Origin of the sequence: Moorena bouillonii PNG, from assembly GCF_001942495.1 — a bacterium.
Lineage (GTDB): Bacteria > Cyanobacteriota > Cyanobacteriia > Cyanobacteriales > Coleofasciculaceae > Moorena > Moorena bouillonii.
Genome location: NZ_MKZS01000001.1, coordinates 3,750,776 through 3,772,391, shown reverse-complemented (window position 1 = coordinate 3,772,391; position 21,616 = coordinate 3,750,776). Strand labels below are relative to the sequence as shown.

General features: G+C 41.9%; 18 protein-coding genes and 2 pseudogenes. 13 read left to right on the top strand and 7 right to left on the bottom strand.

Going from position 1 to position 21,616, the window contains the following annotated elements:
• Positions 1 to 662: 662 nt before the first annotated feature.
• Positions 663 to 854 carry a DUF2949 domain-containing protein gene (locus tag BJP37_RS15425; RefSeq protein WP_070396710.1) on the bottom strand — a complete coding sequence of 64 codons (192 nt, stop codon included), beginning with the start codon at positions 852 to 854 and terminating at the stop codon, positions 663 to 665.
• 875 nt (positions 855 to 1,729) lie between these two features.
• The gene (locus tag BJP37_RS15420; protein WP_075900041.1) at positions 1,730 to 2,296 is read right to left on the bottom strand and encodes a DUF192 domain-containing protein; all 567 of its coding nucleotides are present in this window, start codon (positions 2,294 to 2,296) and stop codon (positions 1,730 to 1,732) included.
• 134 nt (positions 2,297 to 2,430) lie between these two features.
• Here BJP37_RS15420 and BJP37_RS15415 point away from each other — a divergent pair, with 134 nt between their 5' ends.
• Complete coding sequence (locus BJP37_RS15415; RefSeq protein WP_075900039.1) at positions 2,431 to 2,769, top strand: hypothetical protein; 339 nt, start codon at positions 2,431 to 2,433, stop codon at positions 2,767 to 2,769.
• Here BJP37_RS15415 and nblR read toward each other — a convergent pair.
• Together nblR and BJP37_RS15405 are read right to left on the bottom strand one after the other, a co-directional pair.
• Entirely contained in the window at positions 2,766 to 3,461 is a 696-nt protein-coding gene (nblR, locus tag BJP37_RS15410) for a response regulator transcription factor NblR (protein ID WP_075900037.1), read from the bottom strand. The genes BJP37_RS15415 and nblR overlap by 4 nt on opposite strands.
• A gap of 238 nt (positions 3,462 to 3,699) precedes the next feature.
• Entirely contained in the window at positions 3,700 to 3,900 is a 201-nt protein-coding gene (locus tag BJP37_RS15405; RefSeq protein WP_075900035.1) for a hypothetical protein, read from the bottom strand.
• A 575-nt stretch (positions 3,901 to 4,475) separates the two neighbouring features.
• Here BJP37_RS15405 and BJP37_RS42550 point away from each other — a divergent pair.
• From BJP37_RS42550 to BJP37_RS42545, 3 genes and pseudogenes are all read left to right on the top strand, one after another.
• The gene (locus tag BJP37_RS42550; RefSeq protein ID WP_229415324.1) at positions 4,476 to 4,892 is read left to right on the top strand and encodes a hypothetical protein; all 417 of its coding nucleotides are present in this window, start codon (positions 4,476 to 4,478) and stop codon (positions 4,890 to 4,892) included.
• A 9-nt stretch (positions 4,893 to 4,901) separates the two neighbouring features.
• Positions 4,902 to 5,063: pseudogene (locus BJP37_RS44320) on the top strand (hypothetical protein); the annotation flags it as partial.
• A gap of 12 nt (positions 5,064 to 5,075) precedes the next feature.
• The gene (locus BJP37_RS42545) at positions 5,076 to 5,780 is read left to right on the top strand and encodes a pentapeptide repeat-containing protein (RefSeq protein ID WP_229415323.1); all 705 of its coding nucleotides are present in this window, start codon (positions 5,076 to 5,078) and stop codon (positions 5,778 to 5,780) included.
• Between the two features lie 173 nt (positions 5,781 to 5,953).
• On the opposite strand, the pseudogene BJP37_RS45040 reads toward BJP37_RS42545, so the two are convergent.
• Positions 5,954 to 6,094, bottom strand: a pseudogene (locus BJP37_RS45040) (Uma2 family endonuclease); the annotation flags it as partial.
• Between the two features lie 199 nt (positions 6,095 to 6,293).
• On the opposite strand from BJP37_RS45040, the gene BJP37_RS15390 reads away from it, so the two are divergent.
• The 5 genes from BJP37_RS15390 to BJP37_RS15370 all read left to right on the top strand — a co-directional run bounded on the left by BJP37_RS15390 (position 6,294) and on the right by BJP37_RS15370 (position 15,767).
• The gene (locus BJP37_RS15390) at positions 6,294 to 6,749 is read left to right on the top strand and encodes a DUF6335 family protein (protein WP_075900033.1); all 456 of its coding nucleotides are present in this window, start codon (positions 6,294 to 6,296) and stop codon (positions 6,747 to 6,749) included.
• Positions 6,750 to 7,147: 398 nt separating this feature from the next.
• A complete protein-coding gene (locus BJP37_RS15385; protein ID WP_075900031.1) occupies positions 7,148 to 7,360 on the top strand; it encodes a hypothetical protein in 213 nt (70 codons plus the stop codon).
• A 229-nt stretch (positions 7,361 to 7,589) separates the two neighbouring features.
• Entirely contained in the window at positions 7,590 to 8,846 is a 1,257-nt protein-coding gene (gene iscB / locus BJP37_RS15380; protein WP_075900029.1) for an RNA-guided endonuclease IscB, read from the top strand.
• Positions 8,847 to 9,003: 157 nt separating this feature from the next.
• Complete coding sequence (locus tag BJP37_RS15375) at positions 9,004 to 14,760, top strand: alpha-2-macroglobulin family protein (RefSeq protein WP_075900027.1); 5,757 nt, start codon at positions 9,004 to 9,006, stop codon at positions 14,758 to 14,760.
• 194 nt (positions 14,761 to 14,954) lie between these two features.
• Positions 14,955 to 15,767, top strand: a complete 813-nt coding sequence (locus BJP37_RS15370; protein ID WP_143727633.1) for a hypothetical protein — start codon at positions 14,955 to 14,957, stop codon at positions 15,765 to 15,767.
• A 236-nt stretch (positions 15,768 to 16,003) separates the two neighbouring features.
• Here BJP37_RS15370 and BJP37_RS41110 read toward each other — a convergent pair whose 3' ends face one another.
• Together BJP37_RS41110 and BJP37_RS15360 are read right to left on the bottom strand one after the other, a co-directional pair.
• Positions 16,004 to 16,174, bottom strand: coding sequence for a hypothetical protein (locus tag BJP37_RS41110; protein WP_198954057.1), 171 nt, complete (start codon positions 16,172 to 16,174; stop codon positions 16,004 to 16,006).
• 687 nt (positions 16,175 to 16,861) lie between these two features.
• Positions 16,862 to 17,167, bottom strand: coding sequence for a hypothetical protein (locus BJP37_RS15360; protein ID WP_198954056.1), 306 nt, complete (start codon positions 17,165 to 17,167; stop codon positions 16,862 to 16,864).
• A 370-nt stretch (positions 17,168 to 17,537) separates the two neighbouring features.
• On the opposite strand from BJP37_RS15360, the gene BJP37_RS15355 reads away from it, so the two are divergent.
• The 4 genes from BJP37_RS15355 (at position 17,538) to BJP37_RS15340 (ending at position 21,604) form a co-directional block, all read left to right on the top strand.
• Positions 17,538 to 18,764 carry a glycosyltransferase gene (locus tag BJP37_RS15355; protein WP_143727632.1) on the top strand — a complete coding sequence of 409 codons (1,227 nt, stop codon included), beginning with the start codon at positions 17,538 to 17,540 and terminating at the stop codon, positions 18,762 to 18,764.
• A 159-nt stretch (positions 18,765 to 18,923) separates the two neighbouring features.
• Positions 18,924 to 20,162: a DegT/DnrJ/EryC1/StrS family aminotransferase gene (locus BJP37_RS15350; RefSeq protein WP_075900019.1), complete on the top strand. Its 1,239-nt coding sequence runs from the start codon at positions 18,924 to 18,926 to the stop codon at positions 20,160 to 20,162.
• Positions 20,163 to 20,307: 145 nt separating this feature from the next.
• Entirely contained in the window at positions 20,308 to 20,835 is a 528-nt protein-coding gene (locus BJP37_RS15345; RefSeq protein WP_075900017.1) for an SLOG cluster 4 domain-containing protein, read from the top strand.
• Positions 20,825 to 21,604 (top strand): SDR family NAD(P)-dependent oxidoreductase, encoded by a 780-nt coding sequence (locus BJP37_RS15340; protein ID WP_158069604.1) that lies wholly within the window; start codon positions 20,825 to 20,827, stop codon positions 21,602 to 21,604. Before BJP37_RS15345 ends, BJP37_RS15340 begins: the two co-directional genes overlap by 11 nt.
• The last annotated feature ends 12 nt before the right edge of the window (positions 21,605 to 21,616 follow it).

Here is a 21,616-nt window from a genome sequence, read left to right as displayed (position 1 = left end):
CAAATTTTTGGGTAATAGGTAATAGGTAATAGGTAATGGGGAATCGGGAATCGGGAATCGGGAATCGGGAATCGGGAACAGGGAAAAAATCCTGTGTACCTCATTAGGTTAGAACCCGCTATAGCCTTCTTCTGTCAAACTGGGGTCAGACCTTGATTTTTCGTAGGCTGAAATGACGCAAATTCGTTCGATTGTCCCAAAATGACAGAAGAGGAATAGTTCATGTGGACTTTCATTGTAAGCATTTAACTATCAGCAGTCCGCTGAAGGGCTACAGGCATACTATAGCGTTTGTATTTGAGATGTAAACCTGTATGGTCTTTTTTTATTGGACAATAAAACTGAGTATCTCTTTCCCCTCTTGCCTCTTGCCTCTTGCCTCTTGCCTCTTAGCCTTTGGGAGTATTTTCACAACCGATGATACAAAGGCTATATGAATGGCTGATAGCTGATAGCAGTAGGCTGAATAGTTACATTAATACTTACATTCGGATAATCAATATCTAACAAAAAGAGCGAGTTGCTCATGAAACCGCTCTTTTTGATAAGGGGATCAATAATGAAGCACAAAGTAGAATTATAAATTTGTCTTAGGGATATTTTAACCCAAAGACATAGCTCCTTAGACATAGATTGCCTACTCCTCCCTCATGGCTCAGGCTTTAGGCTGTTTCCAACCAGTCATAAATTTTATCTAATTGCTCCAGAGTTACCAAACCGTACTGCCAAAGAATCATTGGCAAAAGTCCTGGGTCTTGTTCCCGGTGTCTTAGTGCGATCGCAATAGAATCTCTTGAAATTGCTAACTCTTCTTGGAGAAAATGCAAGAATTTTGTATAGGTTTTTGGTGCCATTAGTTGTCTTTCACCTCCTTTAATAGGCTCTATTTTGGAATTAGTAATCTGAATGTGTAAACCATCAGTAGCCACTATCTCATCTGTCCACTAGGAAATTACAAGCGTCGGTTATAACTGACATAGAAACAGTCAGTAATTTTCAGGTTTTAAGGATAATTAATCCCATAGGAAAAGAGTTAACTTTCCCAATCATCACCCGACTAGGGTTTAGGATGACAGGACTAGCACTCTAGTACCCCTGTGTAAATTTTCAGGGTTACAAGGCTGATTACCTGTGTCCTAAATCACTGCCAACCTGAGATTTTCGTCAACCTAGAACAGCAATATTATGTGTCTTGATGCAGTCGCTCATGGGGGAAACCCCCGCAGGTCGGCGCTGCATCGCTTTCTTTCCAGTATCGAGATGAAATACCCTACTAGCATCACCCCTAGACCTTGCCAACACAGTGAGTTGGCAAGACCCTGGTAGCTCATATGGTTAAGTCAAGCAAAATTCGACAGTTTTAAATACACACTCCCTAAGGCGCTTGAGTGACAAGCGTCTGTCAAGTTAAAAACTTTGGCTGGCGTACGCTATAACTGACTACTCTCTCACACCATCAACTTAGCGATTCACCGCTAAGACTCAGTAGCGTCACCCCTACCCTTGTTTTCCCAACCTTGATTAATTATGTCAAGGGTAGCCATTAGTAATCAAGGGTATAGTCATTTGCGAGATTTTTACATCTGTCTTAGGAAAGATTACCCTAATTTAGCTTAATCCGCCAGAAGCCCCACGACAGAGGTAAGCATTTAACTATAGATCCGAAACGTAAGTAATCGCTTACTTCTGACTTCTGACTTCTGACTTCTAACTTGCGCGTAGCGCTATATTAGTTAGGTGCGGTAGTACTCCCATCCAGAAATTTGACATTTACCTGGTCACCTACTTTCAGACCCAGTTCAGCCGCACGTCCGCCACGAAGTTCAATCACTTGGTCAATAATTTTCATTCCTGGACCATAGGTAGGGCATTCATCGGTTTCGCAGGGGGGGACAGATTTTGCGATCGCTTTTACTTCCCCATTTCTTAGAAAGACCATATCCAGCTCGATTTTAACATTCTTCATCCAAAAGCTGACAGGTCGTGGTGGGTAGAAGCCAAATAACATGCCCCGATCCGGTGCTAGAGATAGGCGATACATCAACCCCATTGCCTTTTGCTCACGGGTCTGTGCCACTTCCAGCGAAATCCGCTCACCTGCGATTTCAGCTTCAGCAGAAATTGGTAACATTTGACCTAATTTGGTTGGTGATTGTGATACTGATGGCGCTGTTGCTGGCGGTTGACCAGATTTGACAGAGTTACTATTTATAGTGTCTTCTGGAACTGACCCTGCTGAACAGCCCATCAGTAAAATACTTAGTGCTATTGAACATAGAGTGATTTGAAACTTCATAGCCCTTTTCCCTATTATCAAGTATCAAGTATCAAGTATGAAGTGGGGAGTCGGGAGTCGGGAGTCGGAACCCACCCCTAACCCCTCCCAGGAGGGGAACGGGAGTCGGGAGTCGGGAGTGGGAAGTGCGAACCATGGCATTGATTGGTTACTCAGCCACTAGTATAGTTTCACCCAACACCGTTCAAGCTCCAACCTCCACCCTTCAACCTCCAACCTCCAACCTCCAACCTCCAACCTTGGCCTTTGGCCACGCTACGCGAACAACCTTCAACCTTGGCCTTTGGCCACGCTACGCGAACAACCTCCAACCTTGGCCTTTGGCCACGCTACGCGAACAACCTTCAACCTTGGCCTTTGGCCACGCTACGCGAACAACCTCCAACCTTGGCCTTTGGCCACGCTACGCGAACAACCTTCAACCTTGGCCTTTGGCCACGCTACGCGAACAACCTTCAACCCCACAACCCTAAGCCTCCCGCAACACATAACCAACACCACGCACCGTCTGGATTAATCGCCTTTCACCTTCATCTTCAATCTTGAGACGTAAATAGCGAATATAGACTTCGATGACATTGGACTCTCCCATAAAGTCATAACCCCAAACATTTTCCAAAATTTGTTCGCGAGTTAATACTTCCCTCGGATGGCTGATCAAATACTTGAGCAGTTCAAACTCTTTCATGGTCAAATCAATGACCCGTCCATTGCGCATTGCTCTACGCTGGCTTAGGTCTAACGTTAGTTCTCCAAACCTAAGCTGCTCGGAGCCTCCTGTTTTTGGCTCTAGATAAAGGCGCACCATTTTTACAAATGGCTCGGTACGATAGGGTTTAAGGAAATAATCATCAGCCCCTGCTTCTATACAAGCCACTCGATCCTCTACTCGGTCATGAGCCATCAGCATGATTACAGGTACGCGAGAGCCTTCACGTCTGAGCTGATCGCATAATCTCAGCCCTGATTCTCCTGAAAGGGCTCTATCCACAACCACCATTGCTGGCTGGAGTTCACAAGCTTGATGGCAAGCAATGGCGGCATCAAGGGCAATGACGGTATGATAACCTGCTTCTTTCAAGTCCTGACTCAGCCGTTCCGCCAATATTTGATCGTTTTCTACAACTAAGACACAGGGATTCCTTTCCAGGGTCAGATTTGGCATAGATAATGCTTGTCAGCACAAGCTGGATATAACTATGGTGAATACCAACCCTGTTTTAGCATGTCCTCATTAAATATTGCTGAGTGGGTAAGTTGTAAAAAAAATAGCCGTAGAAATATTATCCACGGCTATTTAAATGACTTATGTCACTTAGTTCCCAAACTGAACCTGATGTGATCCTATTTTGACCAGACCGGAGCCAAGGCTCGGGGGGTTTCCCCCCCATAAATTTAAAGTGTTATGGCAACAGCCAATACTTCATCATGGTTGTCTTCACTTCTCCTGGCGTTTCAGTAGGCTCCAGAGGGCTCCAGTCGGCAATCTCCCCATAGCCAAGGGAATAAAACCTTTGCATACTATGGATTACGGCTTGACGAGGACCTTTTAGAGTGTGCTCAACAGGTTGTTTCTTGAAGTTTTGGTTAGAGTATTTTGACATAAGTCAGAACTTGAAATCATTGTGGCTTTATATTAATTATTGTAATGATTATAAATTTAATTGTCAAGGGTTTTTATAAGTTTTTATTTGGAGGGGTTAGAGATAGTTAAAAAAAATGATTGGAGCAGACTATGTGATAATAATTTAATTTATAGCGTTTATAGGACTCATGAGGTACACAGACTTGTTTTACTATTGGCTGTTCCCTGTTCCCTGCTACCTGTTCCCTAAGAAAATTTACTGTACCTCATAACTATGATCAACGCTATATTTGTAATAATTGTAGTTTAACGGTATAGGCTGATTTTACTATGCCAAATTGGTACATTGCCTATTCCCTATTGCCTATTCCCTATTGCCTATTTCCTGTTTAATACTTCTGATGGTATATACCATTTATAAATAGATCATGAAAACCAAGGCTGATTTATTATAACACCAAAAACTTCTCGGATATCTTGACTACTGTTCCCTGTTCCCTGTTCCCTGTTCCCTATTCCCTGTTCCCTGTTCCCATCAATCTTATATTTACATCTCAAATGAAAATGCTATAGTTATGCTAAATCAGCAAGACTATGACAGAGTTTAGCCAGGGGAATAAAACTAAAAAACTAACTATCGCCGCTTCTTCAAAAGGTGTAGAAACAGCGAAAAAGGCTTTGGATAAGCTAGGATTTGAGTTAAAAAGTAACTTTACCAAGTCACAATGGATAAGTCGCAATACAGTTACAAAATTTTTTAGGTTAGAGCCAATTCAGCTTGATTTATTTAAACGGATATGCGAGGGATTGACCCTAGACTGGAAAGAAATTGCGGGAATAGCAGAAGAACAAGCATCAGAACAGCTAAACAAAACTGATGGCAGTAGCTCAGAGCTGGTGAAGGGTGTAGAGCAAAGTGAATCCCTGAGCCAAAAAGAGACTGTAATCGAGAGACACAGTGAAACAATCAAAGCTGTTCTTGTATTAGAAGGAGATATAAATTCAGTTTAACCTTCAAAACTGATTGAATCTATTTTACAACAATCTTCAGGATACACGATCAACATTATTGATATTAAAACCAGCAGCTTAATCCTAGAGTGCTCTCAAGAGGCGATTGAACAGCTTAAAGCTCGGATAAAATCAGAAGACCTAAAACAATTAAGCGGTTTTCCTGTTAAAGATATTCAAATTTTGAACGAAAGGTCAGATGATGAAGAAAATAGCAACCTTGATCATAAATGGCGTCTAGTGCAAGAGATTGCCAGCAGTGGAGCTGTGGGTCGAGACTTGAGGGGTGCAGACCTCAGTGATGCGGATCTCAGTAATACGAAGCTCAGTGGTGCTAACCTATGTGATGCCGACTTGAGTGGTGCAGACCTGAGTGGTGCCGACTTGAGTGGTGCGGACTTGATTCGTCCTAAGCTGAGTGATGCGGACCTCAGTGGTGCTAACTTGATTCGTGCTAACCTGATTGCTGCCAATCTTAGTGGTGCTAACCTCAGTGGTGCAAACTTGATCGGTGCTAACCTCAGTGGTGCAAACTTGATTGGTGCTAACCTCAGTGGTGCAAACTTGATTGGTGCCAACCTGATTGGTGCCAACCTGATTGGTGCCAACCTTAGGGGTGCTGAGCTCAGTGCTACCAACCTTAGTGATTCCAATCTCAGTGGTGTTAACCTTAGTGGTGCCTTCCTGAATCCGATGAGGGTGTCTGGTGCCAACCTCAGTGGTACTAACCTCAGTGGTGCTAACCTCAGTGGTGCTAACCTTAATGGTGCCGACCTCAGTGGTGCCAACCTCAGTGGTGCTGAATTGAAAAATGCCCGATTCACATATATTGTAGGACTTGATGAATCTACTAAGCTTAAGCTAATTCAAAGAGGAGCAATTTTTTAGAATTTTCCAGCTTAACCCTCTGAAATTAGTTCTTGAAACATTACCAGTTATGTGTCTTAAAAAAGAGCGATCGCATAATCTACATAACTGGTAATTCGACGGATAATTTATGTGTATTAAAAAATAGCGATCGCATAACTTACATAACTGGTAATTAGTCTAAAGGTAGGTTAACCTAAAGGATAAATCCTAATTTTCAATTCTTCAGCTAGGGTTTCAACAAAGCGACCCATCACTTTTTTATAAAGTTCATGTTCAGGGGAAGGAGCCATAATTTCTAGCTTCCCACGATTGTAGGTAAGGCGTAAGCAGCGATAGTTTTACAATTTATTGAGTAATGTTTAATAGTGTTGCTAACTGATCCCATCGCGTTATATTCCTTATAATGCTGGGGTAAAGGGAGTGATGGTCATAGGGAGAGTGCTTTGGAATTATAGCTATTTTAGCAGTACAATTTAAGTAGAAGGAGACTAGTTATGAATCAAGCAATGACACTAATCAGGAGTAACGATTATGAAAGATTACAAGAACAACGATGTAGTCAACTCTTATGAAATTCTGAAACGAGAGGAAGGGTATACTGACAACCGTAATACAGAAGAAGTCTTTTTAGCAGACCTGACTGGAATAGAAGACCCTGACCGGATTTTTGAGGGTGTGGTTGACCGTGACACTGGGATGGGACGCACCTTGGAGAAGTTGAGAAGTAGTAAACTATCCGGTGGCAATGTCACCGGTGGCGATATTTATGATAATTGGTATCAGGCTGCAGTGGTGGGTGAAGAAGCAGTTGGAGGAGAAACGCCCACTCCTGACCAAAATGTAACTGAAGACTTGCTGGAGTCCATGGGAATTTCTTCAGTTGATGGTGAAGCTGTGCAAACTCGAGACAAGTTAGAGGTTCGCGATCACCTCCGCTGGGAGTTGAACCCTGAATCTTCTGAAGATTACTCCCAACACTTGAAATAAGGTGTTGTTGGCAAGGGATGGCTTAACGGATGTCAGGGATAGCGAAAGGGATTGATGGTTTTTTGGAAATCGATTAGTTTGGGAATTGATTAGTTTGGGACTATCGGGACTTAACCAATAAAAAACCTCTAAAAGAGGGGATAGTTGCTGGCAACTTTACTTTTCCCCTCTAGTTAAATCCCGATAAATCAGACAAATACCACAAATTAAACAAGGAAACAATGATTATTTATAAAAAAAATAGGTAATTTTATTACGGATTACGTGTTATTAATATACTACATCTTGAAGTGTGTATTTTATTTGACAAATTTGAAAAATTAACGTAAAGTCTTGAAAGTCATATAAATCATAGAATAGTGAAAAAAAATTTACTGAGAAGCTTTCAATCTTTTTTGATGACAGTTATGTTGATGCTTCCGATAGTAGCATCACTGACTAGTTACCCCGATATAGCCCTAGCCCAAACATATCCTAACCTCTCCAGCCCTGGTGCTCAGGCTGAAATCCTACATCCCACTGCTTTTGTTAACTTAAATAAAGGCTTCTTCAAACCTAATTATGGAGCTGTAGTTAACATTTTCAATGGCAATGGACTGACTCCTAGTTAAAGCCTAGGCAATTCCCGGTAATTCCTTGAAATTGCCAGCTAGGATGCAGACTTAGTTTTCTACGTTGGTTTGGTTATGACACCCAAGAGTGAACTCCAGCTCTTGGCTCTGTCGCTAATCATTAAGGTGAAGGCGAAATGTGTGATTAGCCCAACAAGCCATTCCAACTTTGTCGTTCGCGTAGCGGGACGAAGTCCGGAACACTTTACCGAATTGAGACGCACTAATCATGCAGAATTACGTATTTGTCATTGACGCAAATAAACAACCATTGAATCCCATTCACCCAAGGAAAGCTCGCCGACTATTAGATAAAGGTAAAGCTGCCGTTTTTAGAATGTATCCATTTACAATCATCTTGAAAACGGCGATTAGCAATCCAACTATCTCGCCAGGTCAGATCAAGATAGATCCCGGCAGCAAGGTAACTGGATTTGCTTTAGTTCAAAACAACCAAGTCATTTGGGGAATGGAGTTAGAACACAGAGGAGGGTTTATAAAGAAAAAATTAGAGTCTAGAAAGGCGGTAAGACGTGGCCGACGTAATCGTCACACCCGTTACAGAAAGCCACGATTTCTTAATCGCAAACGTTCAGAGGGTTGGCTTCCACCCAGCTTAGAACACAGGGTTTCGACGATTGAAACGTGGGTAAAGCGATTAACAAAGTTTTGCCCGATTAATGAAATTTGGGTTGAAAGAGTTAAGTTTGACACTCAAAAAATGCAGAAACCTGAAATCAGTGGTGTTGAGTACCAGCAAGGAGAGCTAGCTGGTTATGAAGTTAGAGAGTACTTGCTAGAGAAATGGAGAAGGGAATGCACTTACTGCGGCAAACAATCCGTTCCACTGCAAATCGAACACATTCAACCAAAGTCATTGGGCGGAAGTAATCGAGTCAGTAATCTTTGCTTAGCTTGCGAAAAATGCAATCAACGGAAAGGAAACAAGCCCATAGAGGAATTCCTAAAAAATAAGCCAAGTTTACTCCAAAAAATCAAAACTAAAGCCAAGCAACCATTATTGGATGCAGCAGCGGTAAATACAACTCGTAACAAGTTAGTTAAAGTACTCCAGAATATCTTGCTTGTAGTTACTGGAACAGGAGCGCAGACCAAGTATAACCGGATTAAACTAGGTCTTCCTAAGCAACACTGGATTGATGCTGCTTGTGTTGGGGATATTGAGACCTTGGTCTTGAAAACCTATCAGCCACTGTTGGTTACTTGCAAGGGACAGGGAGGGAGACAGAAAGCAGCACTTAACAAATACGGTTACCCGATCAGACACAACCCATTGAAACCAATCAAAGGCTGGGTCACTGGGGACATAGCCAAGCATCAAAAACTAGGAATAGGCAAAGTCACCCCTAGAAGCAAAGGAAGCTTTGGATTTACCCCGTTAGGAACCAAGGGCTACAAAAGTTGCAAGCCTCAAGATATATCGGCAATACACCGAAAAGATGGATACACTTATCGCTTTTGCTAGTATCTGCCGAAATTTACCAGGGAATACTTGTCCTGGAAGTTACTGCAACAACCGCCCTACCCTCAGGAGTTAACGAAACTTAGGGCAATCCTGCCAAATTAAAAAATCTGAGCTTTAATCAAAAATGGAAGCTCCAAAAGGAAAATCTAGGCACGCCATGGGTAGGGTAATTAAAACAGCCATAGGGTTATTACTGGGATTATCTCTGATCCTAGGAATAATAAGCTGTGATAGCGCTAAACTAACGTCAGGGTTTCAACCCTTACCAGCAGTTGCTCCCCTACCGATGCCTCAAATCCCAGAGTGGATTGAGCAAATTAGTCCCATCGGCATGGCTGAGCCCCTTTCCCAGATTCGGATTCGCTTCAAAGACCCCCTGATTCCCGTTGAACGCTTGGGAAGTCCGAATCAGCGGGAAATATTACAGAAATTTGAAATCATACCCCCTATCCCTGGGCAATTTCGTTTCTTAACCCCACGGATGCTAGGATTCCAAGCTGACCAAGCTCTGCCTCTAGCCACTCGTGTCCAAGTTACCATCAAAGCAGGATTAGCTGACCTAAACAATCATAGTCTAGAACAAGACTTAGCCTGGACCTTCAATACTGCCCCGATCCAGTTAACCAATTTGCCAGCAACTCAGAGGAATCCAGAAGCGGAACCAGAACCGATTGCTCTGGAGCCTAAGTTAGAGTTTACCTCCAATACTCAATTGGATCTGGCTTCAGTAAAGGAGCATTTGAGCATGACACCGAAAGGTCAGACTCAGAGTGTCAAGCTAGATGTCGCTCTTAAAGAACAAGAGGATGTTTCCTCAGAGTATAGGCAACCAGCTCAGGAATTTAACCCCTCCTTGCGGCCATGGATTTATACGATCACCCCTAAGCAACCCCTAACTAAAGCTACCGATTACAAATTAGCCTTTGCCCCTGGTGTGCGTCCGGCCCGTGGCAATATTGCGACTGAAACCCCTTTCGTTAGTCAAGTCAAAACCTTTGACCCCTTGACCTATAAGGAAATCACCTTTTATGGACAGCCAGAGGCGGGAGGCGCTTATGGACGGTTTGTGAAAGGGGCAGCTCAGTTGGAATTTAATAATCCTTTGCTGGCCTCTTCCGCCATGGAGCATATTACGGTTGAGCCTGCTCCCAAGGAAGCTCCCAAATTGGTGCAAGCTTATGATGGCAATCGATTTGTTAACCTTAATCCTTGGGCATTAGAACCAGAGACTACCTATACCGTTACTCTCGGTGCTAATCTCACTGACCAATTTGGGCAAACCTTGGGTGAACCAATAACCTTTAAGTACGAAACAGGGGATTTAGCAGGGAATATCTGGGCTCCCTCGGATTTGCATATCTTTCCCTCTACCCTAAAAAGCAATTCCGAGTCCCTACAGTTGAATATTTCTACAGTCAATTTACCGCAACCGGAGTATAAAGCGGCTTATCGCATTGTTCAACCCACTGACTTGGTCTATAAAGATTCCGCTTATCCCAGTGGCAAGAGCAATGATTTATTACCGAACCCAAGTCAATGGGAGCGTTTCCGGGTAGCGGGAAAGAAAAATAAAACCACTAATATCGCGGTTTCCCTGAGGAAACGACTGGGAGGTTCAACGGGAATGTTGGCCTATGGAGTGCAAGCCAAAACCTATCGCTATCAAGATGGGAATGGAAATGAAAAGTGGTGGGAACCAACCTTTTATGGCATGGTGCAGCTGACCAATTTGGGAGTGTTTGCGCAATGGTTTCCTGATTCCGGTTTGGTGCAAGTCAATCATCTGTCCAACGGCTCACCAGCAGCAGCAACGGTAGAGATATATAAGTCTGAGCTGAATGCTTCCTATCGAGGCTCACCAAAACCCTGTGCGATCGCAAAAACTGACAGAACTGGCACCATCGCCCTAAACAGCCAGGCTCTTCGGCAATGTATGAATGGGGCAACGCGCTTCACTAAAGGTCCGCAATTACTGGTAATTGCTAAAGAAGGCAAAGACTGGGCATTTACTCGAACCAATGAATATAGTGGATATTATGGCTACGGGATTTATTCAGACTGGGACAATGGCAAACCCAAATCCCGAGGCACTATTTTCTCAGACAGACAGCTTTACCAACCAGGAGAAAAGGCTTGGTTCACCGCAGCCGCCTATTATCTAGAAAAAGATAACCTCACCCAAGACAAAAATGCATCTTATCAGGTCACGCTGGTAGAACCCAATGGTAAGAAGACAGACTTAGGCACTAAAAAAACCAATAAATTTGGTACTTTCTCCCTAGAATTACCCCTGAAAGAGAATCAACCCCTAGGTTTCTATACCGTTCAGGCCAGGGGAAGCAATGGGAAAGAAATTTCAGGTGGTTTCCGAGTAGCTGAGTTTAATCCTCCTAACTTTAAAGTTGACCTAACCCTTGCTCAAAAATTTGCTAACATGGGCGAGAAGGTGGACGCTAATGTCCAAGGAAATTATTGGTTTGGTTCAAATGTAGACGGGGGAAAGGTTGCTTATTACGTCACTCGGACCCCCGTCTACTTTACTCCAGCAGGATGGGAAGAGTTTTCCTTTGGTCAGCAGTGGTTTTGGCCCCAAGAAAGACCGCAAGTTACCAGTGATGTACTCCAAACTAATCAAACCTTGAGTGAGTCTGGGGAAAGTAGTCTAACTATTCCGGTGACGAAAGACCTGCCCTATCCCATGACTTACCGGGTAGATTCCCAAGTTACCGATGTCTCGAATCTGTCGGTATCCGATTCTAAAACATTTACAGCATTACCTAGCGATAAACTAATTGGATTAAAAGGGGATTGGGTGGCGGATGCCGGAAAACCATTCCCTGTAGACGTGATTGTTACTGACCCCACCGGTAAAGTGGTCAAAGGACAATCAGTACGCCTGGAACTGCAAGAGATGAAATACAGCAGTGTCACCCAGGTCTTGGCAGGGAGTCAGCGAGAAAAGAATCAGGTAGAATACAAAACCGTTAAAGAGGTAACTGTCCGTTCTGGTAGTAGTCCGAAATCCATCAAGCTCACTCCCCCCTCATCCGGTTCTTATCGAATTCGCGCTAATTTTGCTAAAGCTAAAAATGACTTAGCAGCAACAGACTTACAAATTTGGGCAACCGGTGGAAACTCAGTGTACTGGGGGTCTCGCTATGATAACTCTCGCCTGGATATCAAACTAGACAAGGATAGCTATAAGCCGGGGGAAACAGCTACAGCCTTGATTCAATCTCCCTATGCTGAAGGGGAATTGTATTTTTCAGTAGTTCGCAACAATACTCTCTATCGCAAAGTAGTCAAAGTTAAAGGGGGTGCGCCAGAGATTAAGTTCAAAGTCACTCCCGAGATGGTACCTAATGCAGCAGTAGAAGCAGTAGTAGTGCGCCAAGGCAAACCCCTATCCCAAGTTGAGCCGGGGAGTGTAGAAAATCTGGTGCGGATTGGTTTTGCTCCCTTTAATACCAGCTTGGATGATAACTATCTCAAGGTAACAGAGACATTGCAGTCTAAGTCCATTGAACCTGGTGCTAAGCAAACCGTGGAATTAGCATTGCAAAATTCTAAGGGTAAACCGGTAAAGGGACAGTTTACGGTGATGGTTGTCAATGAAGCCATCTTGCAACTGAGTGGCTACCAAGTACCGGATTTAGTAGAGACCGTGTATGCTCAGCAAGATATTTCCACTCGCTTCAGTGATAACCGTCCTAAGGTGGTGCTAGAAAAGCTAGCGGCGCAAATGACGCGAAAAGGCTGGGGCTATGGTGGAGGAAAGTCTTCTGGCGCAGCTAGTACTCGGATTCGCACGGAATTCAAACCCTTAGCCTACTACAATGGTTCACTGGTAACAGATGCCAATGGTAAAGCAAGGGTAACCTTTAAACTACCAGATAACTTAACCACTTGGCGGGTGATGGCAGTAGCAACGGATGGAAACCTACACTTTGGGAATGGCCAGGCTACCTTTATCACCACCAAGCGGCTGATGGCTAATCCAGTATTACCTCAATTTGCTCGTCCAGGCGATCGCTTTAAAGCTGGTATATCGCTAATTAATAATACTGGGCAAACGGGAGATTTACAGATTAATGGACAACTGACCGGTGCCGTTCAGTTTGATGATGGTAAAGGGCCTACGCTGAATCAAAAAACCTCAGCCAAGACCGGAACCAGTGGTTATCGTTTTCCGATGGTAGCCAATAACTTGGATAAAGCTAAAGTCAAGTTTACGACTAAGCTCAATGGTAATCAGGATGGGTTTGAAGTACCTTTAGCTGTTAAACCGGTTGACATTACTGAGCAAGTGGTGGAATCGGGAGTAACCAGGACTCAAGTAAAAATCCCAGTGAATATAGCTAGTAACGTGGTACCTGACAGCGGAGGGTTAGAGATTTCCCTGGCTAGCACTCTGATTCCTGAGATTACTGCTCCGGCTAAGCAAGTCTTGGATAACGAAGACTTACCCTTCTTAGAACCGGTAGCAAGTAAATTAGCGATCGCATCCAATTTGGAAATACTCGGCAAACAATATGGTCAGACCTTTGCTGAGTTTAACCCTAGCCAACAAGGCACTGAGGCTATCAAACAGTTACAGAAACTCCAGCGACCAGATGGTGGCTTTGCCAGATGGCCCGGACAAAAATCCTCAGACCCCTTCGTCTCTCCCTATGCTGCTACTGCTCTAGCTCGGGCGAAAGCAGCAGGATTATCAGTAGATGCTGGGATGGTGAGCCGTCTCCAGAACTACTTGCAGAAAATATTGGCAAATCCTGGTCAGTATGATTATTGCAAGAGCGTAGTGTGTAAGAGTAAGGTGCGATTAGAAGCACTGATGGGGTTAGCAGAACTCGGTCAGACCCGCAGTGACTTCCTAGGATACCTTTATGAACAGAGCAGTAACTTCGACCGGGTCACTCAGATTAAATTAGCGCGTTACTTATTACAGTTTCCTCAGTGGCGGAGCCAAGCCCAAACTCTAGTCAATCAGTTTCAGGAAAGCATCTATCAAACTGGGCGTTCAGCTCGGATAAACTTACCCCAAAGCTGGCGTTGGCTGGATTCTTCTACTACTGCACAAGCTCAAGCCTTGCGCCTATTTATCGCCCAAAACAGCTCAGCCGAGGTTCGCAGTAAACTATTACAAGGGTTATTAGAGTTACGGCGAGACGGCACTTGGCAAACTAGCTACGATAATGCCCAAGCCTTGAGTGCCTTAGTAGACTATAGTCGATTACAGCCTACACCCCCCAGCTTTGGAGCAACGGTACAACTAGCCGGGAAAAAACTTGGCTCAGCCCAATTCCAGGGGTATCAGAAACCTAGTCAATCGATTCAGGTTACTATGGATAAGTTACCCCGAGGTCGCCATGACCTAATTGTCAAAAAATCTGGTGCAGGGACTCTACACTACTTAACCAGCTATCGTTATCGCTTACAAGGCAATCAAGCTGGTCGGTTTAATGGATTACGAGTAAACAAGACCATACGTCCGGCTAATCAAGAAAAGGTGTTGCGAAAGATTGGACTGTATGCTCTCAAAGAGCCATTAACAGTACCAGCGGGACAAGTGTTTGATATTGGTGTTGAGGTGATTAGCGATCATCCAGTGGATCATGTGGTGATCGAAGATCTCTTACCAGCTGGGTTGGAAGCAGTTGATACTAGTTTCCAAACTGCTACCCCTTACTTCCAAGCTCAACAGGATAGCTGGCAAATCGATTATCAGAAAATTCATCGCGATCGCATTGTGGCTTATGCCGATCGATTGGAAGCTGGTGTCTATAATTTACATTATCTGGTGCGGTCAGTGACACCAGGAACCTATTTATGGCCCCCTGCCCAAGCACACCTCAACTATGCCCCAGAAGAATTTGGTAGGTCGGCTTCCTCTACGTTAGTGATTAGTGATTAGTTATGATTCAATTGTCCATTGTTAATTATTAATTGTTAATTACTAATTACTAATTACCATTATGCCTTTGCCTGAAATTGACAAATTAATACTTATTGAATACCCTTTTAAAGTTGATGGTGCTAAATCCATATCCGAATCAAAAACCGAATCCTCATAAAAAAACGAATGTCCGCCCCTTGGAGGTCAAGCTAATGTTAGAGTTCAATAAATCTTCAGCTATCGACATCGATAAAGGAAATTCGACAAAAACTCATAATCATGAAACCATTGAAACCGTTGTCAAAACCGAAAATAACGAAACTAACAAAATAGGCTTAACTGAGCCAAAATTTTGGTCGAAGCCACTGATTGGACATATCGCCATAACGTCTGTATTGGTTTTACTGATTACTGTAGGAGTCATCTTTCTGTATTCCTTAGGTAACTATCAAACTCAAAAGTGGTTGTTACCTCCAACAGAAACAGTTGCGTATACTGAAACCATCCCTGATGCTGCTCCCCTTGAACAAGAAAGAATTGGTGACCAAATCCAAGAAATCCAAGCGCGAGACCAAAGGCATTTTAAAATGATGACATTCTTCTACAACAATTACTATATGTCTAAGTTAATGACTTATGGTACAGCAATTGTAGCAGGAATTTGTTTACTCTTTATTATTCGATCAGGTTGGAATAGTACTCACCCTTATGTGATTAATATCTTCGTAGTGGTTTCAGCATCAGCTATTCTGTTTGGAAATCTTCCTGGATTATTCCGGTATGAGGATAGTATTGTCAATAACAAACAGTTATACCTGAACTATGCATCTCTACAGAATGAGGTAAGTAGCTACTTGGTCACAGGTCAAGATATCGATGGCAATCCTATAGAAATGAAGTACTTTATTAATCACATTGATAAGGAATTAAGTCGATTAAATCGACTGCCAATTGGGTTTGAGAGAACTAGAATTTTAGATTATCCCAGTTCATATAGTAGCTCTCAATTAGATCAGGGACTTTAATCCTGGGTTATAGGGAGTAGGGATGATCTAGTGAGGTAGGTTGCTCATGGGGGGACTCTCATGAGCAACTGCATCAAGACTACGATTTTATAATCAACGAGGTCTAAAAGCTAGGTCGCTTATATAGTCTGCGTTTTAGCTTATTTCCTTACCCCCTCAGGCTTGATCGATGAAGATTCTAAGACGAACAATGAGCAATGTATTGTTGAGACTTATGCTCAGAATAATTAATTAATTCAAGTTATCGGCAGGTGAATAATTTGGTCTTGATATTCCTGCTCATAAGAACATTGTGTAATTATAATTAACTCTTCAATATTTTGACCAATGCTGAAATTGGAGTTTAAGATAAAAATTCCTGGGACATGATGACTTTGGGAAATGTGGTCAGTTAAATGTACGGGCATAGACCTACGGTTATTGGTTACCAAAACAAAGTTATAATCCTCGCACCATAACAGAATTTATGGGTCTAGTGTACTGAGGCTCGGAGTACCGATTTCCCCAACTGCGCGAATCACTACTCACCGTTCGCTCATTTGACAGTTGAGCTGCTTAAATTTATGAGGCTCTCCATCTATCTGTACAAGGCTTTCAGCTATTTTGAATGAGACACAGGGAAAATTCAGTTAACCTGGCCTAGAGTACCCTGGGTGCCTAGCCAGGGACTAAATGGGGAAGAATATAGATAGATTAGCGAGATGAGCCTTAAGTTGAGCATCTTCCCATAAACCAACATTTTTGTAGAAAACCGCTTCTCGTTTGGGGGGATATAACTCACGAATGCTATATCCAAAGCCTCGACGCTGGACACCGTGAATCAGAGTATCGGACGGTAGACGGATCGAAAGCGTGCCAATGGGTTAATTGTAACCATTTCACGCTTATCGTGATTGGCAAATCCCCTATCCGCCAACAACATCACGTTTGGGAAATTTGCCAGATATTGATACGCTTGTTCTAGTAAGGGGGCATATTTCTCCCAGGCGACACTGGCACTTTTGTGTTCTAACCCTAACCACAACAGTGGTAATGCTCAACCTCACAAAATCACCGATAAGTAGACAAAGCAGTATTTATTCCACAACTGGGTACTATCCGATGGCTTTGTATAATCTTCCCTGCTTCCACTGTGATATTGCCTTGAGAACTAGCGGTACATAGATTTCTTTGATCTTGACCCGATGATTCCCTAAAAACCGACGCCATCGTTTTTGATTGCTGTCTTCTTGGATAGCTCGACTTTGGACATAGCTACCCCATTCCCCCTGATTCACCTTTTGGCTCCCTAGTAAAGCCGCCACCATCCATGCCAACGTCACTATATGTCTGATATCAACAAAGAAGCTACCTGCGCTTAGGTAGCTATACACTTGTGAGTAGATTTTTTTCTGGGTCATAATTGGGATTTTTCTTGACTACCCCATTTACCCAGATTTTTCTGTTTTGTCCAACCCCTTCCCTACTTACTTTTCAACCACTTGTGTCCGTCAGCAAGGGGGTGACCCTCTGGCTTAGGTTAACAGGTTTAAGCCTACCCAGCGTTTTTTGTCCGTTTGCTGTCGCAACGCCATATATCATTATTCTTCAGCCACACCAAAATTTTAACACTTTATTAAATAAGTTTAAGCAATTAAGTTTTTCAAGAGAGCCAAAGGAAAATATGGTATATTACTTTCAGTTGAGAAAATAATCAAGAGAAAATTTGGTGATTTCTCAAAGTAAAACAGATATTGGAACTACAAATCTTTCTTTTGCTCAAAAATGATTATGAACAATAATCGAAAAAAAACACGAATATTAACAGTAATTTTTCCTAGTAATTATCCTAACTTTGCAGCTGATAGCATTTTTACTTTCAATAGAATTTTATTTGGATCGCTCTTAGAATCTGATGAGAAAGTTGAAGTTATTGCTGTAGGACCTCCTGATATGCCACAACTTCATCCTTTAATTAAAATAATCCCAGTGAACTTGGGAATTTCCAAGTTTCAAGTTAGATTGAGTTTCCTTTGGAATGAGATCCGATACTTACTAAATGAGATTAAGCCAGATGTTTGTCTTGTCAATATGCCAGAACAGTCTGCAAATTTTGCCATAATTATCAAAGAAGAATTAGGTCTAAGTTGCAAGTTAATTAGTTATGTTCACTATATTCCTGCTATGCCAATCATAGACATAAAAGAAAGTGTTTCTGTCTCGCCAGGTATTGCTTATGAAAAATCCATGAATCAAAATGGATTATGTGAAATCCTTATGATGCGTTTGCTAGAAGGGGTAATTTCAAGTGATATAACACTGACTTGTAGTAAGTTTGCTGTTAACTTGATACAACAAGTCAAAAATAAATTATTAAGTAAGTCAGTAGACATTGGTTCTTGTCAAGTTTTATCGCCTCCTGTTGATTTGAAAGAGGTGGAACAAGTTTCAAGTCAATATATAGATCAGCCCTTTGATTTTATTTATAATCATCGCTTATATGATGATTATGGAACTCAACACATTTTCGATTTATTAACGGATTTATATACAAGCGAAATAAAGTCTTTTAATATCATTGTCACGAATCCTACAGAAGGTCGTGACCCTGAAAGATCTCGCCTTAATCCAGCAGTTGATAAAAACCTAACGACCATTAAAAGCTTACCTTTTGTTAAGGTAAAACATTTTAATAATCGAAATGATTATATGATGAATCTGAGTAAGTCTCGAGCTGGAATTGCGCCTCTTAAACCACATGCTTTGTGGAGTATGAGTGTGATGGATCTTCTAGCTTGTGGAAAGCCAGTATTATCGTTTAATGTTGCAGCTTTCAGTGAAATGGGTTTAAAACCATACTTGCTAGTAAAAAATAATCTAGATTTCAAAAAGAGATTTCTTAGTTTTTTATCTAACAAAAATTTTGAGCAAGAACAATATTACTACAAAAATATTGCTCAAAAATACAGTGGAAGCTTAAGTGCATATAAATTTATGCAATTAGTTAACCAGCTTTAAAATATAGCGCTGCGCGCTATAGTAGTTACAAATTCTAGTTAGAGTGATTCGAGCTCGAAAATTATCAAAAGTTATGGCAAAAGCTTATAGTCACGATCAGCGCGCAGTGCTATAATACAATTTTTATTGCGTTTAATTCTTTTTTGAGAGTAGAAATAAATGTCTGGACCCGGATGGAATTTAATTGGGAAAGAAGAGCTAGATGAAGTTATAGAGGTGATAACCTCACGCGAATTGAGTCGTTACCGCTTTGACGATCAAACTGGTAGATCAATACCAAAGGTCTATCAATTTGAGCGGGAATTTGAGAAGTTTACAGGAGCTAAACATTGTCTTGCCTTGAATAGCGGGACTTCTGCTCTCCTAGCTGCTCTAGCTGCTTTAGGAATAGGACCTGGAGATGAGGTGATCGTGCCTGGATACACATTTATTGCCTCCATTGCCTCGGTTGCCTACTCCCGAGGCATTCCCATTCTTGCAGAAATTGATGAATCTTTAACTATAGATCCTGATGATGTTGAACGTAAAATAACACATCGCACCAAAGCAATCATGGCTGTTCATATGTTGGGCAAACCATGTAATATGACTCGATTGAAAGAAATTGCTAACCGTCATAACCTTTATCTCGTTGAAGATGTCGCACAAGCTTGTGGCGCTAGTTACAAAGGCAAGAAACTAGGAACTATTGGAGACGTGGGAGCATTCTCTTTAAATGTCTTCAAAGTCATTACATCCGGTGAAGGGGGAATGCTTATCACTAATAATACTAATACATACGAAAGAGCCTTTGCCTTCCACGATCATGGTTCGCAGCCTTTCCGATTAGGGCTTGCTGGCGAAGGAAACCTTCTTGGTCTTAACTTACGTATGAATGAACTTGTTGGGGCGGTTGCACTAGCTCAGGTTAGAAAGTTAGCAAAAATTCTGAGTACTCTAAAGGACAAAAAATACAAATTTAAGAAAGCACTTTCTCTAATTCCAAATTTGTACTTCCAAAATATTCATGATGAAGAGGGAGATGCTTCCACGACTCTTACTCTCCTTTTCGAATCTCAATCAGTTGCTAAAGCTGTAGCAAAGTCAATAGGCAGTAAAACGCTATTGCAATCAGGAAAACATTACTATGGAAACATGGTTCAACTACTTAATAAAAACATGCCGACGGAGTATGGCTGTCCTTTTGCTTGTGAAAATTCTTACCCAAGCAAGGTTGTTTATACACAAGGAATGCTTCCACAAACTGATGATATTTTAGGTCGTGCAATTACTTTAAGTATTGGAGTATCTGATTCATACCTTGGAACCGATTTCGGGATCAATATTTTTTATGAAGATGAGTCAATCGCTGAAAAAGCTCAAGAATTTCGCGATCTGACTGCTTCAATTATGACTTAAAGGACGAAAAAATTCCCAAGCAGATACCTAAGTTGATCACGTAATACTGATATTGCTTTTTAACGATTAAATTATGATAGATTACTCTAATTGAATCTGATTATGAAGATTCGTTTCCCGAAAATTTATAGGTGTTTTTTAGAATATGATTGCATCGTCAAAATTAATTGTCGGAATTATTGGTGGTCGCACCATTAGTACTACTCCAGAAGCAGTGATACTTGCAGAAAATGTTGGTCAGGAATTGGGAAAACGCGGAATATCTGTCGTCTGTGGAGGAGAAGATGGCATCATGGAAGCTGTGTGTAAAGGTTGCAAACAGACAGGAGGTGCAACAATTGGGATAATGAAAGGAAAAGAAAGGCTGTTAGCCAACAATTATATTGATTACCCTATTCTTACATCAATGGATTTGGCAAGAAACAATATCGTTGTCTGGACAGCATCTGGTCTTATTGCTTTTGATGGAATGTATGGAACACTGACAGAAACTGCTCTTACACTTGATATTGGCAAGCCTTTGTTGATTCTCGGAAAACAGCAATTGATAGATATTAAGAAAATCAAATCTCCCTATTTCAATCACGTTGATGGAGAGTATTTTGAACAAATTCCCAGTATTATTGATGATTTTTTAGGAATGATTAAGGAGTATGAGTCACATGATCATTAATAAAAAATCTGCTAAACAAGTTGCACTTGTCACAGGAGGAGCACGGGGGATTGGCAAAGCATACTGTGAAGGTTTTGTTTCGGAGGGAGTGTCGGTAGTTGTTGCGGATATTAACTACAAACGAGCTCAAGAAACTGCTAGTGAATTGGAAAAAATAGGTGGGCAAGCACTAGCCGTCGAGGTAGATGTTGCCTCTGAAAAAAGTGTCAAAAAGATGTTTGAAAACATTCTTAGTTATTTTGAACGTGTGGATTTTCTAGTTAACAATGCAGCCATTATGTTAGATGTAGAGAAACCATTTAAACCGTTTTGGGAATTAGAAGAGATTGAATGGAATCGTGTGATGTCTGTTAATTCAGCCGGTGTGTACTTATGCTGCAAGTATGTTAAGCCTATTATGGAAAAAATAGGGGGCGGCAAAATTGTTAATATTACCTCAGATGCTATTTGGAAAGGATATGAAGGGCAGTTAGCATATTTTGCCTCAAAAGGAGCTGTGGCTGTTATGACACGCTGTTTAGCTCGTGAACTTGGGAAGTTTAATATCAATGTAAATGCGATTGCTCCTGGTTTGACAATATCTGAAGCAGTTGAGTCCTCAGAATTCATGATGGAAACCATTAAGCCAATAGTAACGGAAGCTTGTGCAATTCAAAAAGAGCAAACGCCAGAAGATCTTGTAGGCACGATGTTGTTTCTTTGTTCATCAAAAAGTGACCGCATTACAGGACAGACTATCGTAGTTAATAGAGGGGTGGTAATGCCCTAGTAAAACGATAAG

Excerpts from the sequence above, each read along its gene's own strand:
- BJP37_RS15345 (WP_075900017.1), top strand. The coding sequence starts at position 20,308 with ATGATTGCATCGTCAAAATTAATTGTCGGAATTATTGGTGGTCGCACC.
- BJP37_RS15355 (WP_143727632.1), top strand. The coding sequence starts at position 17,538 with ATGAACAATAATCGAAAAAAAACACGAATATTAACAGTAATTTTTCCT.
- BJP37_RS42550 (WP_229415324.1), top strand. The coding sequence starts at position 4,476 with ATGACAGAGTTTAGCCAGGGGAATAAAACTAAAAAACTAACTATCGCC.
- BJP37_RS15385 (WP_075900031.1), top strand. The coding sequence starts at position 7,148 with ATGACAGTTATGTTGATGCTTCCGATAGTAGCATCACTGACTAGTTAC.
- BJP37_RS15340 (WP_158069604.1), top strand. The coding sequence starts at position 20,825 with ATGATCATTAATAAAAAATCTGCTAAACAAGTTGCACTTGTCACAGGA.
- BJP37_RS15350 (WP_075900019.1), top strand. The coding sequence starts at position 18,924 with ATGTCTGGACCCGGATGGAATTTAATTGGGAAAGAAGAGCTAGATGAA.
- BJP37_RS15425 (WP_070396710.1), bottom strand. The coding sequence starts at position 854 with ATGGCACCAAAAACCTATACAAAATTCTTGCATTTTCTCCAAGAAGAG.
- BJP37_RS15360 (WP_198954056.1), bottom strand. The coding sequence starts at position 17,167 with ATGACCCAGAAAAAAATCTACTCACAAGTGTATAGCTACCTAAGCGCA.
- BJP37_RS15375 (WP_075900027.1), top strand. The coding sequence starts at position 9,004 with ATGGGTAGGGTAATTAAAACAGCCATAGGGTTATTACTGGGATTATCT.
- nblR (WP_075900037.1), bottom strand. The coding sequence starts at position 3,461 with ATGCCAAATCTGACCCTGGAAAGGAATCCCTGTGTCTTAGTTGTAGAA.
- BJP37_RS15370 (WP_143727633.1), top strand. The coding sequence starts at position 14,955 with ATGTTAGAGTTCAATAAATCTTCAGCTATCGACATCGATAAAGGAAAT.
- BJP37_RS15405 (WP_075900035.1), bottom strand. The coding sequence starts at position 3,900 with ATGTCAAAATACTCTAACCAAAACTTCAAGAAACAACCTGTTGAGCAC.
- BJP37_RS15415 (WP_075900039.1), top strand. The coding sequence starts at position 2,431 with ATGGCATTGATTGGTTACTCAGCCACTAGTATAGTTTCACCCAACACC.
- iscB (WP_075900029.1), top strand. The coding sequence starts at position 7,590 with ATGCAGAATTACGTATTTGTCATTGACGCAAATAAACAACCATTGAAT.
- BJP37_RS15420 (WP_075900041.1), bottom strand. The coding sequence starts at position 2,296 with ATGAAGTTTCAAATCACTCTATGTTCAATAGCACTAAGTATTTTACTG.
- BJP37_RS41110 (WP_198954057.1), bottom strand. The coding sequence starts at position 16,174 with ATGCCCGTACATTTAACTGACCACATTTCCCAAAGTCATCATGTCCCA.
- BJP37_RS15390 (WP_075900033.1), top strand. The coding sequence starts at position 6,294 with ATGAAAGATTACAAGAACAACGATGTAGTCAACTCTTATGAAATTCTG.